Annotated in this window: 10 protein-coding genes; 2 read left to right on the top strand and 8 right to left on the bottom strand. The window is 59.8% G+C overall.

What is annotated here, in order from left to right; all coding sequences use genetic code 11:
- Positions 1–74: 74 nt before the first annotated feature.
- From CA51_RS01970 to CA51_RS02005, 8 genes are all read right to left on the bottom strand, one after another.
- Positions 75–1,967: a multiheme c-type cytochrome gene (locus CA51_RS01970; protein ID WP_145117456.1), complete on the bottom strand. Its 1,893-nt coding sequence runs from the start codon at positions 1,965–1,967 to the stop codon at positions 75–77.
- A 37-nt stretch (positions 1,968–2,004) separates the two neighbouring features.
- Positions 2,005–3,243: a DUF1573 domain-containing protein gene (locus CA51_RS01975; RefSeq protein ID WP_145117457.1), complete on the bottom strand. Its 1,239-nt coding sequence runs from the start codon at positions 3,241–3,243 to the stop codon at positions 2,005–2,007.
- A gap of 72 nt (positions 3,244–3,315) precedes the next feature.
- A complete protein-coding gene (locus CA51_RS01980; RefSeq protein WP_145117458.1) occupies positions 3,316–5,697 on the bottom strand; it encodes an O-antigen ligase family protein in 2,382 nt (793 codons plus the stop codon).
- Positions 5,673–6,815, bottom strand: coding sequence for a glycosyltransferase family 4 protein (locus tag CA51_RS01985; RefSeq protein WP_145117459.1), 1,143 nt, complete (start codon positions 6,813–6,815; stop codon positions 5,673–5,675). The genes CA51_RS01980 and CA51_RS01985 overlap by 25 nt, the downstream gene beginning before the upstream one ends.
- 111 nt (positions 6,816–6,926) lie before the next feature.
- Entirely contained in the window at positions 6,927–8,246 is a 1,320-nt protein-coding gene (xylA, locus tag CA51_RS01990; RefSeq protein WP_145117460.1) for a xylose isomerase, read from the bottom strand.
- Positions 8,247–8,514: 268 nt separating this feature from the next.
- Positions 8,515–9,825 (bottom strand): beta-ketoacyl-[acyl-carrier-protein] synthase family protein, encoded by a 1,311-nt coding sequence (locus CA51_RS01995; protein WP_145117461.1) that lies wholly within the window; start codon positions 9,823–9,825, stop codon positions 8,515–8,517.
- Between the two features lie 242 nt (positions 9,826–10,067).
- Entirely contained in the window at positions 10,068–11,237 is a 1,170-nt protein-coding gene (locus CA51_RS02000) for a hypothetical protein (RefSeq protein WP_145117462.1), read from the bottom strand.
- Between the two features lie 259 nt (positions 11,238–11,496).
- A complete protein-coding gene (locus CA51_RS02005) occupies positions 11,497–12,375 on the bottom strand; it encodes an Rpn family recombination-promoting nuclease/putative transposase (RefSeq protein ID WP_145117463.1) in 879 nt (292 codons plus the stop codon).
- Between the two features lie 181 nt (positions 12,376–12,556).
- Here CA51_RS02005 and lepA point away from each other — a divergent pair, with 181 nt between their 5' ends.
- Both lepA and CA51_RS02015 read left to right on the top strand, forming a co-directional pair.
- Positions 12,557–14,353 carry a translation elongation factor 4 gene (gene lepA, locus CA51_RS02010; RefSeq protein WP_145117464.1) on the top strand — a complete coding sequence of 599 codons (1,797 nt, stop codon included), beginning with the start codon at positions 12,557–12,559 and terminating at the stop codon, positions 14,351–14,353.
- Between the two features lie 52 nt (positions 14,354–14,405).
- Complete coding sequence (locus tag CA51_RS02015; protein WP_197451516.1) at positions 14,406–15,581, top strand: Gfo/Idh/MocA family protein; 1,176 nt, start codon at positions 14,406–14,408, stop codon at positions 15,579–15,581.
- The last annotated feature ends 370 nt before the right edge of the window (positions 15,582–15,951 follow it).

Consider the following 15,951-nt stretch of genomic DNA (forward strand, 5'->3'; position numbering starts at 1 on the left):
GCCAAGCTAGTGCAAATCATTCGTCACGCGAGCGTCCGGTTGCCAGGAGAACCGGACGCCAGGAAGGCCTTGCGTTAGTATTTACCGATGTGCTTGACCTGTTCCCAGTACTCGTCGAACGCTCCCTCTTTGTGGAAATCGGGGCTGTTGTCGAGGTCGTGGCACTCCATGCATTTCTCGCGTGCCTTGGAGAGTGGCAGTCGCATCGCGTTGCGTAGCTTCTCCAGCAGGTCGTCGTCGGCGTCGATATCCCCTTCCTCGGCGGCGACGTGTTGCGAGCCGGGGCCGTGGCAGTTTTCACAGCCGTTGGCAACCATCTGCGGCGTCGATTCGAGGCTCAGGTAGCCGCTCAAGTAAGGGTAATAGCCTTGCGGATTCCATCCGGTCACGTGACAGCTGAGGCATTCGGGATCGAAGTGTCGAGCGATATCGCCGCGGTCGTTTGGCGGGCGGACGATCGATTCGGTCGCGTGGGCGTGCGGGGTGCCTTCCCAAATCTCCATCGCGGTAGTGTGGCATTCGCCGCACTTCTGTGATCCGACAAACTTGTTGCCGCTGGCGTGAGGGATCGGGTTTAGCCCGAGCCCGCTGAACCCAAGGTTTTTCAGATGGTCCTGGTAGACGGCCAGCGATTGCAGCATCGCGGGGGAATCCTCGAGGGCGTCTGTGAGGGGAATGCGAGCGTATCGGCTGGGCGACCCGTCGTCGTAAAGAGCGACCAAGCAGGCGTACATCGCTTTGTGCCCGGTCAGGATCATCTCGGCGGTGTTGGACCCTTGGACCTTTTGCGGCTTGTAGGTTGGTTCGCCAAATTCGTTGGCGATCACGACCAGGTCGATTCCATCCAACTGGGCTCCCATCGTGTTGATATCTTCTTCGGCGCTGTTGCCGCCGTAATACATCAATACTTTGTAGTCGCAGTTTTCGCTCGCCAGCTTGGCGATCGACGCCTTCACTGCGGGGGCGACGGGATCGACGAGGATTTCGTCGCTGAGCGGTTGAGCCACGGTTTTGGGGTCGAGGATCGAAGTCACGCCGATTCGTTTGCCCCCGGTTTCGATCACGCGTGTCGATGGCAGGAGTTCGGGATCCAGCAGAGTCACGTTGGCGGAGACGAATTGCAGGGGGGCGTCGGGATCGCTGGCCGCTTCGGATAGCAGCAGGCCGACGTCCAGTCGCAGGTCGTCGGGGCCGAAGCCGACGGCGCGATAGCCGAGGGTCCGCAGCGACGCGACGGTTGTCTGGAACTTGATTCCCGCCTGCTGCCCGTAGCGACGGACTTGGTTTCCGGCATCCATCGGGACGACGTTCCAGCCGAGCGTTTGGATCTCTTTGATCAACGTATGTCGCCGGGCCAGGCCTCCCTTTTGATTTTCCAATCCGGTGCAGCCGCATGGTTCGATGTAGCCATGTTGTTCGCCGGTGAACAGCATCACCGCGCTCGGCTTGGGCCATTGCTTCCAGCGATCGTCGACTTCGGTGTCGGCAGCTGGGCTAGCGGTTAACTCGGCAGCGGGGGCTTCGGCAGGCTCATTCGCCGCAGGTTCCTCGGCGTCGGTAGCTTCTTCGGCGGGCGTTGGAGCGGCGGCTGGTGTTGGAGCAGCGGCAGGCGTTGGTGCTGGAGCAGGCGTTGGAACTGCGGCGACAAGCGATGTCGGTTCGGCGGCTGGCGGCTCGGCTGCCGGTTCAGCGGGCGTGGGCGACATGGGCTCGTCGCTGGCGGTCGGCTCGACCGCCGCCGGGGTCTCCGCCGGCTGGTTTTTCGCGATTTCGACGGGCTTGGCCTGTTGAGGTTCAGCCGTTTGGGAGGCGACTGATTCAGTAGCGGCGGGGGCGGGATCGGCGGCCCGATCGACCGATCGGGCTGGCTCTTCCGTCTCCTGGACGACTGAGGTGGAACGGTCGCAGCCGCTGTTGAGCAGCAGGCAGCAGATAGTCGTCAGGATCGCTAGTTGTGTTCTGTGCATATTGTTCGCTTGAACCGCGTTGCCGAATTGTCCCGAACTAATTGTCCACGGCTGTCACCTCTACCGTCAACCACAGCTTCAAAGGTGAAAGATTACTATTTTGAGGTTCCAGCATGACGTAGCCGGTATCGAGCGATTTCATTCCGCGAACGATGCCCAGCGGAGCCTCCGGCTTGATTTGGATATCGATCGGTATCGATCGCAGCGTTCCGCGACGATTCTCTTCGCCCAGCGAGACGGCGAAGACGTTGTCGGGCTTGATCTCGCCCACTTTGACGACCAGATCCTCGTATTCTTTGCCGCGAATTACCAGGTGGATCCGCTCGTTCCCCGGATCGCCTTGGCGGACCGTCCCGAAGTTAAAGCGGTAGCCTCCGCCGTCCCCCTTGTCGGATTGCTCCAATTTGCTGCCGCCGAGCAGCCGCAGCGGGCCGACGATATTTCCCGATAGATTCATGTCAAACGATGGGCTGTCCTCATCGAGATCGTCGTTTTCGTAGTGCACTCGAAGCACGTGGTTCAGCGATCCCTGACGCAGCCCAGGCTTGACCTTCACCTTGAATTCAAAGGCTTGCAACGCTGCGTGGTGCTTGCCGTCGGTCTTTTCGTCGGGCTTTCGAACGGTCCAATCGACTTCGGTCAACGCTTGGACCGTTTCGTCGAGAAATTGGGCCGAGACGATTTCGATCGGCGCGTCGGCGTAGCTGTAAGCTGTGAATTCGAGATCGATGGGTTCGCCGGAGGTGACGTTGCCGACGGACCAATCGGTTGGTTCGGTCAGCAGCGTTTCGACCAGCGTGCCGTGCACCGTCAGTTTCACTTCGACGTTGTTGGGGTCGTTGGTTTTGATCGTCGCGGTTTGAGCGAATTCGGTGGTGTTGGACCGCGTTTTCCAAGTCAGCTTGATCTCGGAGGTCTCTCCGGGGGCGATCGATTCGTTTTCGAGTTCGCCGACGGTGCACTTGCACGTCGAACCGGTCACCTCCAGCCGCAGCGGGCCGGTTCCGACGTTGCGGATCTTGAACGCGTGCTCCCCTTCGGTGTTGCGGTGCATGACGCCGAAGTCGAAGTCCTTTTCGCCGATCAGTTCGATTTGTCCGACGTTATCGGGGATCAACGAACTGAGGTACTGCGGCAGTTGTTCCAGATCGAAGTCTTCGACCTCGGTGAACGGGCCAAAATGATCGATCGATTCGGTGGTTTGACGCGATCCGGTCAGCTTGCCGAGCGAGATGCCAGCGATCAGGGCCAGCGCGATTATGGCTAGGAGACGCATGAATTTTCAGGTCTTCGATGGAGAGGAATGAGGCGGGTCGCTTGGTTCGACCGACGAGGGATGCACCGATTTTTAGTCGTTTTCTACGGTGGGACCCTGGTTTCGGTTCGCCCACGCCTGTTGGACGCTTATCGATTCTAGCGGTTTGCGGCCATCCAGCGGGCGGTCGGCAGGCAGAACTTGCAACAAATTCCATTCCGATTCGGTGTTTTGGTTGACCGCCGTCAACTGCTCGGCGCGTTGCCAGGCGGCTTCGGATCGGTCCTTGTCCCCCACCGCGGCCGCAAAAACGGCGACCTGAGCGGTGATCTGGATGCTTGTCGGGTCCAACTGCAGTGCGATTTCGCTCGATTCCAGCGCGGCCTGCAAGTCCGGGCGGTCGCCCCAGCGGTGGTAGATCCTCAGCTGGGATTCGGCCAGCCGCTGCCAGGCTCGCGGATTTCCAGGCTCGCGGCGCAGGACTTCGTCTTTCGCTTGCTGCCACTCTTGGCGAGCTGCCGCAGTCGACTGCTGCATCAATGCACCGGTCAGGACCGATTCCAGCTGCATTGCTGGCGCGGCATCCCAGCGGTCGGCTTCTGTCGCTTGTCGCAGCAACTGGATCGCCGTGGGGGCGTCGCCTCTGGCGATCCGGTCTCCCGCGGTTTGAGTCAGCGCCAGCGTTTGCATTACGGGAGTGAGTGTGGTGGAGCTGAACAGAGCCAGCAGCCCCAGCCCGGCCAGCAGGCTCAGCTGTCGCGGCGTGCGAGCGTTCGCCTCGGCAGGCATTTCACGCGAGCTGATCGCGCCGATCAGAGCCCACAGCGGTATCGCGATCCCTGGCGTCGTCCAACCTCCGGAGAAGAGCAGGGCGGCCAGGACGGCGAAGCAGCCCGGCCATGCGATCGCTTCCCAGTTGACATCCGTCCCGAACCAGCCGGCCATGAAATAGACGAATGTCGCCGCCATCGGGATCGAAATCAGATAGGGTTCGATATCGGGAGCCACGCCAAACCAAGGCCCCAGGAACCAGACGCTCACAACCGACAGCAACGCGCCGCCGCAGATCGCCCAGTCGCAGTTGCCGCTAGTGGCTGAGTCTCTCTCGCGGCTCGGTCCTTCTTGGTCGTTTGTCGGTTCAGTCGAATGTTCCTCTAAGTTGCTGCGGCTCCAAGCTGCCGCCAAGCTCCACAAGATCGCTAGGCACAGGATGCCGACTGGCAGTCCCGCCGCGGTCGCTGACTCCAACAGGAAGTTGTGCGGGTCGGCGATCATCTCGCTCATCGACGCAGCTTTAAATCGCGGGTAGGTCGATTGAAAGTTCCCCGGCCCGGCGCCGAACCACAGCTGGTCGGCGAGCATTCGGAAGCTGCTGGCCCAATATTGAAACCGGAACTGAACCGACAGCGGGAATTTTGCCAGCAGGGCAGGGGAGTGGGTGATCGCCGCGCCCAGGCAGGTTCCTCCCAGGGCACAGGCAACCGCGACCGCTCCGGCCAACCGCGGCGCAAGTGTCCCCTTTCGCTCCGCGAAAGTGCGTTCTGACTCCGAGCCTTTCGCAGAGCGAAGGGCGACATTCGACAAGGCGCCACCGATAAATCGGCACGCCAGCATCGTGATCGCTGCGGCGATCGAAAGAATCAGCACGATCAGGCTGCCGGTGGTTAGGATTCCCCAGGCGAATATCGCCGTGGCAACCGCCGCCGCCACCGTCTGCCACTGCGTCAGTTGCAATTTCTGTCGCCACAAAATCATGCCGCCGGCGATCGCGAGTCCCATGAACAGGATCACCGCCGCCGACGTCGACAGGCTGAACGTCGCCATCGACTCCGCGGCAAACAGCCGGCCTTCGTACTGGTAGCGAAGCGCCGATCCGGCTGGAGCGTCGAGTCCGGCGAGTCGCAATTGTCCGTCGGGATCCTGGCGATATTGCTCGATCGATGCGGGAATGCTGATGTATTTCTGGTGGATCGCGTGGACTGCCAGCGTCGTTAATGACGCTAACAGGACGATGGCGAGACACTGTTTCTGGGCTGTCGTGACGATCACGCGTCGAGCCGCTGCGTAAGTCGCTAGGCAGCCGAGCCAGACCCAAAACTCGTTGATCGCAAAACGGACGTTCCCGCGACCGGCGACCGACCACGTGGCGAGGCCGACCCAAACGACGAGGGCCAGCAGCAGCAGTTCAGTCCGGCGGCCCTGCGTTGGTCCCGCGGGCCAGTAGAAAAATGCAGCGATCGCCAGCGGTAGCGTCAGTAGACTCAGGTAGGTTGCCGATCCCTGCTCCACCGCCGTGCTGTCGGCGGGGGCCATCAGGGTTGCGATCAACAACGCCGCAATTCCGAACCGCGCCAGTGTGCCCGCATAAGCAACCGGCGGCCACGGGGCTGCCGAAGCATCGCTCTGGCCGTCGCGATGGCTCGGTGCGGGCGGCTTCGGCTTAGTGGTCGTCAGTCTTTGTTTTTTCTTCGCCAACCGGTCGATTCCAGAATCACAACAAGAGCGAGCATGCAGAGGACGATCCCCACGACGATGATCGCCGCTTGGGAATCGACGCGGCCCAACAGCAGCGCTGCCAGACCACAGGTTCCCGTGACCAGATAGATCGTCAGCACAGCTTGAACTTTCGTGAGTCCCAGATCAACCAGCCGATGCGAGAAATGGCTCTTATCGGCGACGAACGGGCTGCGTCCCTCGCGGATCCGAATCCACAGAACCGTTGTCATGTCGTACAGCGGCACCGCCATCACGCACAGCGGCGCCAGGACACCATGCGGTCGTTCGCTTCCTTGGTAACCGGCGTAAGTCGCCGCCAGAGTTGCGATTCCGATCAGGAACCCGACAAGATAACTGCCCGCGTCGCCCATGAAGATCTTTGCCGGAGGGCGATTGTGCCACAGGAATCCCAACAGCGATCCGACGACGACCAGCAGCAGCGCCGCGACAAAAAACTGCGGCTGTTGCGTGTCGGGATCGGGACTCAACAGCATCACCGCCGCCAGCATCGCCGCGATGATCGCCGCCACTCCGCCGCTCAGCCCATCCATGTTGTCCAGCATGTTGAACGAATTGATCAACGCGACGATCCAGATCACCGAGAGTGTCGACGTCACCAACGGGACGGGAATGAAGGCGGTCAGGCCGTAACCGAGCACCAAAACGCTGGCGATTGCGACAGCGAATTCGATCGCCAGGCGAAGTGTCGCTGGCAAGCCGCGCCAATCGTCGACAAGCCCCAGCAGCGTCAGGACAGTCCCCGCCCCAAGCACCAACCATAATTCGCGGGTGCGAAATCGCAGCCCGTCGACATGTTCCAGGACGCTCGCTGGCAACAGGTTGGCGATTGTCGGCAGGTCGATCAGGTACCAGACGGTGATCGATCCCGCCAGGAAGGTGCCGATGATTCCGGCCCAGATCCCTATCCCGCCGCCTAGTGGCGTGGGAGTGGTGTGGACCTTCCGCTCTCCCGGTCGGTCGACGAGTCCTAACGGTTCGGCAAACCGACGCACCACCGCAACGACGATCCAACTGATGATCGCAGCCGGCAGCACGGTGACTGCGAGCAAGAACAATAGCGATCGTAGGTCGAGCATTCGCGAGGGCGTTTTTTTCTAGGAGGGGCGTTTGGGCTACACGCGGTCGATGTAGCGATTAAAAACGTTTGCGGTCGCTCGTAAAGGAACCGTTCGTTTCACCACGCCTGGCTAGGCGCGGTCGATGTAGCGATTAAAAACGTTTTCGAGCATCTCTTGGCGGCCGCTCTGGTTCGCGTCGGCTTCACCCTTTTCGAGCATGTAGGCTTCCAGTTCTTTTAGGCTGGTCTTGCCCTGTTCGATCTTCTGGCCGATCCCCGAATCGAAGCTTGCGTAGCGCTCGCTGACAAAGTTTTCCAACGCCTTGTCGGCGCGGATCGCAGCGGCGATCTTCAGCCCGCGAGCAAACGCGTCCATGCCGCCAATGTGAGCGTAGAACAGATCGATCGGTTCGAAGCTCTCGCGTCGCACCTTGGCATCGAAGTTGACGCCGCCGGTGGTCAGACCGCCGTATTTCAGCAGCATCAGCATCGTTTGCGAGGTCAGGTAATAATCGGTCGGGAACTGGTCGGTGTCCCAACCCAGCAGCATGTCGCCGGTGTTGGCATCGATCGAACCGATCATGTCTTGAGCGCCGGCGTAATCCAATTCGTGCATCATCGAATGGCCAGCCAACGTGGCGTGGTTGGTCTCGATGTTCAATTTGAAATGGTCGGTCAGTTCGTACGCGCGAAGGAAGTTGATGCAGGCGGCGGCGTCCGAATCGTACTGATGTTTCGTCGGTTCTTTCGGCTTCGGTTCGATCAAGAACGGCCCGTCGAAACCAATCTCTTTGGCGTAATCGACAGCCATGTGGAAGAACGATCCCAGGTGATCCAGTTCGCGGCGGATGTCGGTGTTGTAGAGGTTCTGGTAGCCTTCGCGGCCGCCCCAGAAAACGTAGTTCTCGCCGCCGAGTTCCTTGGTGACTTCGAGGGCCTTTTTAACTTGAGCGCCGGCGTACGCGACGACGTCGGCGTTGCATGACGTGGCTGCACCGTGCATGAAGCGGGGGTTGCTGAACATGTTCGCCGTTCCCCACAACAGCTTGATGCCGGTCCGTTGCTGTTCCTCTTTGAGGACGGCGACGACGGCGTCGAGGTTGCGGTTGGTTTCGGCGAGCGATGCGCCTTCGGGAGCGATATCGCGATCGTGGAACGCGTAGAACGGAGCTCCCAGTTTCTCGATGAACTCAAACGCCACGCGGGCTCGGTTGCAGGCGTTTTCGACTGAATCGGTGCCATCTTCCCAGGGACGAACAGCCGTGCCGGGGCCAAACGGATCCGATCCCGTGCCGCGGAAGGTGTGCCAATAGACGACGCTGAATCGCAGGTGATCCTTCATCGTCTTCCCTTCGACAACTTCGTCGGGGTTGTACCAACGGAAGGCCAGCGGGTTGTCCGATTCAGGACCTTCGTAAGCGATCTTGCCGATTTCGGGAAAAGCAGTCATGGCAGCTCTAGAATAATAAAGGAGTTGGAGGAGGCGCGATTCCGACGCGGGGCCTGCGGTTCGATTCGCGTGGTCCTGCAACGGCATCTCAGCCGTTAAGGGCAGAGTGTGCAGCGTTTCGTGCCACGCAAGGTCGGAACCGCCAATATCATCGACGCTCCGAACGCCGGAAACAAGTCCACGGCGGCAGCGAGCGGAAGCCGTTTGCTGCGGCGTGATTGTCGGCGGTTCGATCTAGGAAACGCGTATTTGCGGCCGCGAACGCGGATTAGCCGGCAAATTTCGCGATTCGGAACGCCGTCGCTTGGCCTTGAGGCGAGACGTTCAAGCTGACGAAGTTATCGCCGGCCGGGACGTCGTTGGAGCTGACGACGTTGATAGGGCAGTCGGCGTCGGGGGTCTCGTAGTTCAGCGTCGGCCACAGCGAACCCTCGGAAAGGGCTTGGATGCTGGCGATCGCTTCGACCATTCCGCCGCCGGCACCGAGGTTGCCGAAGTTGCCCTTGGCGGCAACGACTGGCGGCGTGTCGGGGCCCAGAACTTCGACGATCGCAGCAGCTTCCTGGATGTCGCCGTCGGGGGTGCCAATGCCGTGGGCGTTGACGTGACCGACGCTTGTGTCGCTGTTCCGCATCGCACCACGCAACGCGTTGGCCATCGCGGTTTGGATGAACTGAGGCCCCGCAGTGGCGCCAGCGGTCCCGGAGCCGAAGCCGACGACTTCGCCAAGGATCTCGGCGCCGCGAGCTTTCGCGAATTCCAGTTCTTCCAGGATGAACGCACCCGCTCCTTCGCCCAGCACCGAACCGGTGCGGTCTTTGTCGAACGGGCGACTCAGTCCCGCCGGGTTTTCACTTCCGCCGGCCAGAACTTCTTGCATCACCACGTGCAGCGTGCGGAAGGGATTGATCCGTGTGCCGGTCGCTCCAACGACCATCGCGTCGACGATCCCGCGGGAGATTGTCGAGACAGCTTCGCCGATCGCCGCTCCGGGAGAGGCTTCGCGCAAGGTGAGTGAATTGTTGGCACCGCGCAGATCGTTGTAGATCGCGATGTGACTGGCGGGCATGTTCGGCAGATACTTCAACAGCCACAGCGGATTGACTTCGGGCAGCCCCAGTTCGCTCCAGCGTTCGAATTGGAAGCGTCCTTCGGCATCCTGGCACTTGCGAATCCCGGCGGCGAATTCTTCGGGCAGCGTCATAATATAGTCGCTGCCATAGAGGACGCCGGTGCGGTCGGGGTCGCGAACGTCGGACGAGAGTCCCGAATCGTGCAGCGCCAATTGAGCTGCTGCGACGCCCATCTCAATCTCGCGGCACATCAGCTTCAGTCCCTTTTTGATCGCGCGTTGGAGCTGTTTGTCCAACGGACCAAATTCGCTGATGCTGCCGGTGAAGTCGCGCGCCTCGGCGCCACAACTGATCGACATCGCATCGCTGGGGAGGGCTTGCAGCAGGTCGACGCCGCTCTTGCGGTCGCGCAATGCTTCCCACACCGCTTCGACTTGATTGCCCAGCGGGCTGATTAGTCCGACACCAGTGATCACAACGCGGCGAGGAGAGACGGAGTCACGCATATTCAAAGCAATTTGAGAGGTAGCTTGCCAAACCGGGCATTTTATCCCAACCTGGGCTGGAGTGAACGGGGTGGAGCAGGGGAGGGCGGGCGAACTTGGCAAGAACCGCTGAAAAGACAGGGATTAAGCCACCCAGGGTGAGACCATTTTCGCTCGGTTTTTAGCCGATCTGACGCTTTGGTCTCGCAGGGCGTGCCAGCTGATCCGCTCGCCTGCCGATCGATTTTTTCGATTCGATCGGATTAGTAACGGCCTCGGCTGATGCTTCCCGCGACCGCTGCTTGGGGAGCGGGAGCAGGAGCGAGTCCTTCGCCGGCGCGGCCGCCAAAGGTGATGAACAGCAGGGCATCGGCGCGGCCGGGGGTGTTGCCGATGAAACGGTCGAGGTTCAGCAGTGGATTGGACGAAGTTTGCCGATCGGGGCTGGCGATCACGCCGCACGACAGCAGCAGGACCATGTCGGAATCCCAGCGGAAGCGTTCGTGCAGTCGCCAGCTGACGATCTGTGGCACTTCGATCTGCGTGCGGTGCGATTGTCCGTTGGGCAGCGGCAGGTCGATGCCGACTGGAACCAATTTATCGACTTGGTCGATCTGGGCTCGGATCACGCATTCGATCGTTTTGCCATCGGTGTCCAACAGCGGGCTGATCTCCAATTGATAGCCTTCGTGGACTTCGCTGATCTCCGGTTCATAGGGTGGCCAGACGGTCGACGCTTGGCGGATCGTGCGGACATAGGTTCGCCCTTTGGTGCTCGAAAGCGATTGGGTTTGCCCGTTGTAGATCGTCATTTGGGAGTTTTGCGATTCGCGAGCGTCGGTTCGCGAGCTGAGCATCGAAATCAGCACGGCGGCGTTTTCTTTGGTCAGCAGCCAAGCTTGGACACCCGGCGATTGCACGTTGACGTCTTGGATCAACGGCAGAGCGCGAGCCCGCCAGTTGGGGCTGGATACGGTCAGCAGACGCATCTTCAGGATCTGAGGATCGGTGGGGCCGTTGACGAATCGGTCGACCATTTTTTTGACAACCGCTTGCATCTCCGGCGTGTGGTAGGCGGTCAGCATGTTGCGGTTGGTGCTAAGGAACCCAAACGGTTCGGAGAACCAGACGTCGGTGCCGGTTTCTCGCAGCACCCAATCGACGACAGCTTGTTCGGGCTTGTCGATCTTCGACAGATTGTTGGTGTAGCGGCTCAGATCGTATTGCCGGAACTCTTGGTTCGCGTCGCGCGGCAGCTGCCCGCTGACCGAAGTCGCCGCGGTTGTGGCCGGTGCGCGTTGCATGCTCGGCGGTGTCGAGAGTCCACCGGTTGTGGGCGGCGGAGTAACTTGGGCGTAGAGGCTGCGCGCGGACGTCGCAAAACCAATCGCCAGTGCGATCGTGAGCGATGCGTGTAGAGTCTTTTGGAACATGCGTTGCCTTCCTTGGTCGCCGTCTGCCAGCAAGATCGATCGATTTTGTACTCAAAATGGTAGCGCGTTGGCGGGAGTATAGACAGGCGATGTCACGCGGGCCAAGAGCGAATCCCGGCATCGGAGCCGCAAAGCTTGAGCCCTTTTTCCAAAAAGTCTTCGGTGCGACATCGTCGACAGCTTTGCTTGCAATTGCATTGAGCCGGACGTTTCGAACTGTCGCGTCTGGCGGCGGCAGAGGCGTTGGGCAGGCCGCGTCTCAGGTGTTGCGGAGGCGAGCTTGCGATTGGAGATCGGTATGTTGTGCCGTCAGTTTTTCGGTGGGCAATTGCAGCAGTTCTTCCAATGGCTGTTCGGGCTGTTGCAACAATCGCTGGAGCAGCTGGATTTGACCGGCGAGCACGCCCGCTTGTTCGCCTTCCTGGCGTGCGGAGCTGAGCAGCCATTGCTGGTCTCGAATCGCTTTTTCTCGTTGGTCGTACATGACGCGGTCCTCGGTTTTGGATGCGATCCGTTCAACAACAGAAATCGCTGCATGGAATTCGAGACCAGGAAGCATCGCCTGCAATTCCGCTGCGGAGTACCGGTCGGCCCGTAATAGGAAGAAAACCCATTGTTCGATCCGACTGGCTCGGCTGATTGTTTCGGTTACTAAATTATACTTCGGCAGCTCAATCGTGTGTACTTCGATCCCGGCGGGTAATCGACGACCGCTGGCCCTGTCGGTCTGTTCAAAGCGGTGATGCTGCTGGGCCGTGTCGCGAAATAGCCAGTCATTCAAAAAGCAGATCGAGATTGCGGGACGGAGCGTCCAGTATTCGTTGCCTCGTTCCAGTTGGTCGGTGTATAGCGAACAGGCATAGTAGGTCATTCGTTGCAGCAGGCCGCTGGCTCGCGCCACCTGCATTTCCACGTTCACCGACCGCCCCAGGTCATCGCGTGCTCTGACATCCAAGACGATCTGTTTGGCATCGGCGAATTCTTGGTAGTTGAACGGGTTGAGGATCTCGACTTCGGTGATCGGCGAGTCGCGGTCGAGCACTGCATTGAGCAGTCCGATCAGCGCCTGAGCACTCTCGGGACTGCCAAAGATCATTTTGAAAGCAAAGTCGACTAAAGGACTGATCCCCAGAGCCATCGGGCACCTCCGCCCCTTATTGTCGCCGAGGCCGGAGTCCTTGAACAAGCCAGTCGCGTGGGGGGCGGCATTGCGAGCCAGGATGTTCTCGAACCGGCGTTCCCTGTCGTCGGTCTGCTTCTTTCATTAGGATTGAGGTGCTTGCGAGACAATGGCTCCCCCACCTCAAAGAACTCGACGAATGAAACATATTCGCAATTTTTGCATTATCGCCCATATCGATCACGGTAAATCGACGCTCGCGGATCGTTTGATCCAGTCGTGCGGCGGTGTTTCGCTGCGCGAGTTCCAGGACCAGTTGCTCGATTCGATGGATATCGAACGCGAGCGGGGGATCACGATCAAAAGCAATACCGTCACGCTCGACTATCGAGCCCCCGATGGCCAGGACTATCTGCTGAACCTGATCGATACGCCCGGACACGTCGATTTTTCGCACGAGGTCCGCCGTTCACTGATGGCTTCCGACGGCGCGTTGATCGTCGTCGATGCCTCCCAGGGCGTCGAGGCGCAGACGGTCGCCAATCTCTATCTGGCGATGGAATACGATTTGGAAATGTTGCCGGTGATCAACAAGATCGATCTGCCGGCAGCCGACGTCGATCGAGCTCGCGAGGAGATCGATGCGGATTTGGGGCTCGATCCGTTTGCAGCGATTCCCGTCTCCGCCAAGACCGGCGTCGGGATCGAAGACGTGCTGGCTGGGATCGTCGAACATCTACCAGCGCCCACCGGCGACCCCGAGGCGCCGCTGAAAGCTCTGGTCTTCGACGCCCACTTCGATAAATACCGCGGCGTGATCCTGCAGGTTCGCGTCATGGAAGGGACGCTCAAGCCGCGCGATATCATCCACTTCATGCATACCGATCGCGACTTCAAAGTCGATGAACTTGGCTACAACCAACTGAAACTCGTACCTCGCAAACAGCTCAGCGCGGGCGAAGTCGGCTACATCGTCGCGGGAGTCAAAAGCGTTCAAGACATCGAGATCGGCGATACGATTACGTTGGCAGATCGCCCAGCCACCGAACCGATCCCAGGCTATCAACCGGCACGCCAAGTCGTCTTCTCGTCGGTCTATCCGATGAGCACCGACGAATACCAGGACCTGACCAAGGCTTTGGACAAATTGGCCATCAACGACGCTGCGTTGACTTACGAAAAAGATAGCTCCGCCGCGTTGGGCTTCGGCTTCCGTTGCGGCTTCCTCGGCTTGTTGCACCTGGACGTGATCCAGGAACGACTGCAACGCGAGTTTGACATCGGGCTGGTGATTTCCGCTCCCTCGGTGAAGTATCAGTTGACGATGACCGACGGCTCGACGTTGGAAGTCGACAACCCGAGCTATTGGCCCGACCCGATGAAGATCCAGTCGGCGGCGGAACCTTATATCAAGGCGACGATCCTGACGCCCGAGGCGTATGTCGGTCCGATCATGGAGTTGTGTCGAGATCATCGCTCCGAATCGCAGACGATGAACTACCTGTCGGCGGGGCGTGTCGAAGTGGTCAGCGAGATGCCGCTAGGCGAGGTGCTGTTCGATTTCTACGGCAAGCTGAAGATGATCACCCGCGGCTACGGATCGTTCGATTACGTGCCGATCGAATACCGCACGACCGACGTGGTGAAGGTCGAGATCTTGGTCAACAAAGAACCGATCGATGCACTCTCTTATTTGGTCCACCGCGAGAAGGCACGGACGCGAGCGTTGCACTACTGCGAACAGCTTGCCGAGGCGATTCCACGACACCAGTTCAAGATCCCGATCCAGGGTGCGATCGGCGGCACGATCATCGCCCGAGCTACGATCCAACCCTATCGCAAAGATGTTACGGCCAAACTGTACGGCGGTGATGTGACGCGAAAGAACAAGCTGTTGGAGAAGCAGAAGAAGGGTAAGGCGAAGATGAAGCAGTTCGGCAGCGTGAACATCCCGCAGAAGGCGTTTGTCTCCGTATTGCAAGCCGATAAAGACTGATCGGTCGGTTTCGTTCTTCGATAGCTCTAGCATTCAATAGTTGGTCGGCGAGATGACAAACCTGACGATCGCGATGCACGGTGTCACCGGGCGGATGGGAACCCATCAACATTTTGTCCGCTCGATTTTGGCGATCATGCGCCAAGGAGGCGTCCGTGCGGCCAACGGAGAAATGATTCAGGTGACGCCGATTCTGCTTGGACGCAACGAAACGAAGTTGCGACACTTGGCGGAGGTTGTGGCGGACCAAGAGATCGGGACGCAGGTCGCTTGGTCGACCGATGTCGCTGCCGTCCTGACCGATCCCCGGGTCGATATCGTCTTCGATGCTTCGAGTACTCAGATGCGGGCGTCGATCGTCCGTCAGGCGGCTCAGCAGGGCAGGGCGGTTTATTGCGAAAAACCGATCGCCGTCGATGTGTCACAGGCGATGGTCTTAGCCGAGCTTTGTGAATCGGCGGGAATCAAAAATGGTGTGGTCCAGGACAAGTTGTGGTTGCCGGGCGTTTGCAAATTGAGAACGCTCCGCGACGGAGGTTTTTTCGGCGATATCCTCAGCGTCCGCGGCGAGTTTGGTTATTGGGTCTTCACCGGCCATGATCCCGATCGCCCGGCGCAGCGGCCTTCGTGGAACTATCGTCGCGAGGACGGCGGCGGAATGATGCTGGATATGTTCTGTCATTGGCAATATCTGCTGGGCGATCTGTTGGGCCCAATCGATCGCGTTCTGGCTCACGCGACGATCGATCTGCCCGAGCGAATCGACGAGGCGGGCAACCCTTATGCCTGCACCGCGGACGATTCGGCGTATGCGATTTTTGTGACCGAAAGCGGGATCACGTGCCAGTTCAATTGCTCTTGGGCGACGCGCGTGCGACGCGACGATCTGTTGACGATCCAAATCGATGGGACCAAGGGATCGGCGGTCGCTGGATTGCGAGACTGTTGGGTTCAAGAGATGGCTGCGACGCCGCGACCGGTTTGGAATCCCGACATCCCACAACCGATCGACTTCCACAGTGGATGGCAGAAGCTGCCCGACACGACGACCTACGACAACGCCTTTAAGGTTCAGTGGGAGTTGTTTTTGCGGCACGTTGCGGCGGACGAACCATTTCCTTGGACGCTGCGTCGTGGAGTCGACGGAGTTGCGTTGGCCGAAGCCGGTCAGACGTCATCGGCAGAACAACGTTGGGTGTCGCTCGGCGGATCGCCGTCGTCAATATGAACGGCAATTCCGTTGGTCGCCTTTCGCTCCGCGAAAGTGCGTCAGCAGCGCGCACTTTCGCGGAGCGAAAGGCGACCATCGAAGCGAAAAATGCCACGGTTGATCGTCGGCTACAATCCCACGTCTCGCCGAGCTGCATTTGTCCTTCGTCGCTCCCCACGTTCATTTGCGGCAACCGTATGTTCACACGAATTTAGCCGGTTCATCACGCGCCCTGAACAATGGGAATGCTTGCACCGATTCGAATCGCTCGGGCACATATTCAGGAATGGCTTGGGTGTGTAGGCTGGGCCAGTGGCATCGGTTCGCTGGCATGTCGGCGGCGCTTGTTATTGCGAGAGTGGGGGCTCCCGTTTGCAGCGGGCCAGCC

Source organism: Rosistilla oblonga (genome assembly GCF_007751715.1).
Classification (GTDB): domain Bacteria; phylum Planctomycetota; class Planctomycetia; order Pirellulales; family Pirellulaceae; genus Rosistilla; species Rosistilla oblonga.

Bases quoted from the DNA above. Each gene is read 5' to 3' on its own strand.
- CA51_RS01970 (WP_145117456.1), bottom strand. From the start codon at position 1,967: ATGCACAGAACACAACTAGCGATCCTGACGACTATCTGCTGCCTGCTG.
- CA51_RS01975 (WP_145117457.1), bottom strand. From the start codon at position 3,243: ATGCGTCTCCTAGCCATAATCGCGCTGGCCCTGATCGCTGGCATCTCG.
- CA51_RS01985 (WP_145117459.1), bottom strand. From the start codon at position 6,815: ATGCTCGACCTACGATCGCTATTGTTCTTGCTCGCAGTCACCGTGCTG.
- xylA (WP_145117460.1), bottom strand. From the start codon at position 8,246: ATGACTGCTTTTCCCGAAATCGGCAAGATCGCTTACGAAGGTCCTGAA.
- CA51_RS01995 (WP_145117461.1), bottom strand. From the start codon at position 9,825: ATGCGTGACTCCGTCTCTCCTCGCCGCGTTGTGATCACTGGTGTCGGA.
- CA51_RS02000 (WP_145117462.1), bottom strand. From the start codon at position 11,237: ATGTTCCAAAAGACTCTACACGCATCGCTCACGATCGCACTGGCGATT.
- CA51_RS02005 (WP_145117463.1), bottom strand. From the start codon at position 12,375: ATGGCTCTGGGGATCAGTCCTTTAGTCGACTTTGCTTTCAAAATGATC.
- lepA (WP_145117464.1), top strand. From the start codon at position 12,557: ATGAAACATATTCGCAATTTTTGCATTATCGCCCATATCGATCACGGT.
- CA51_RS02015 (WP_197451516.1), top strand. From the start codon at position 14,406: ATGACAAACCTGACGATCGCGATGCACGGTGTCACCGGGCGGATGGGA.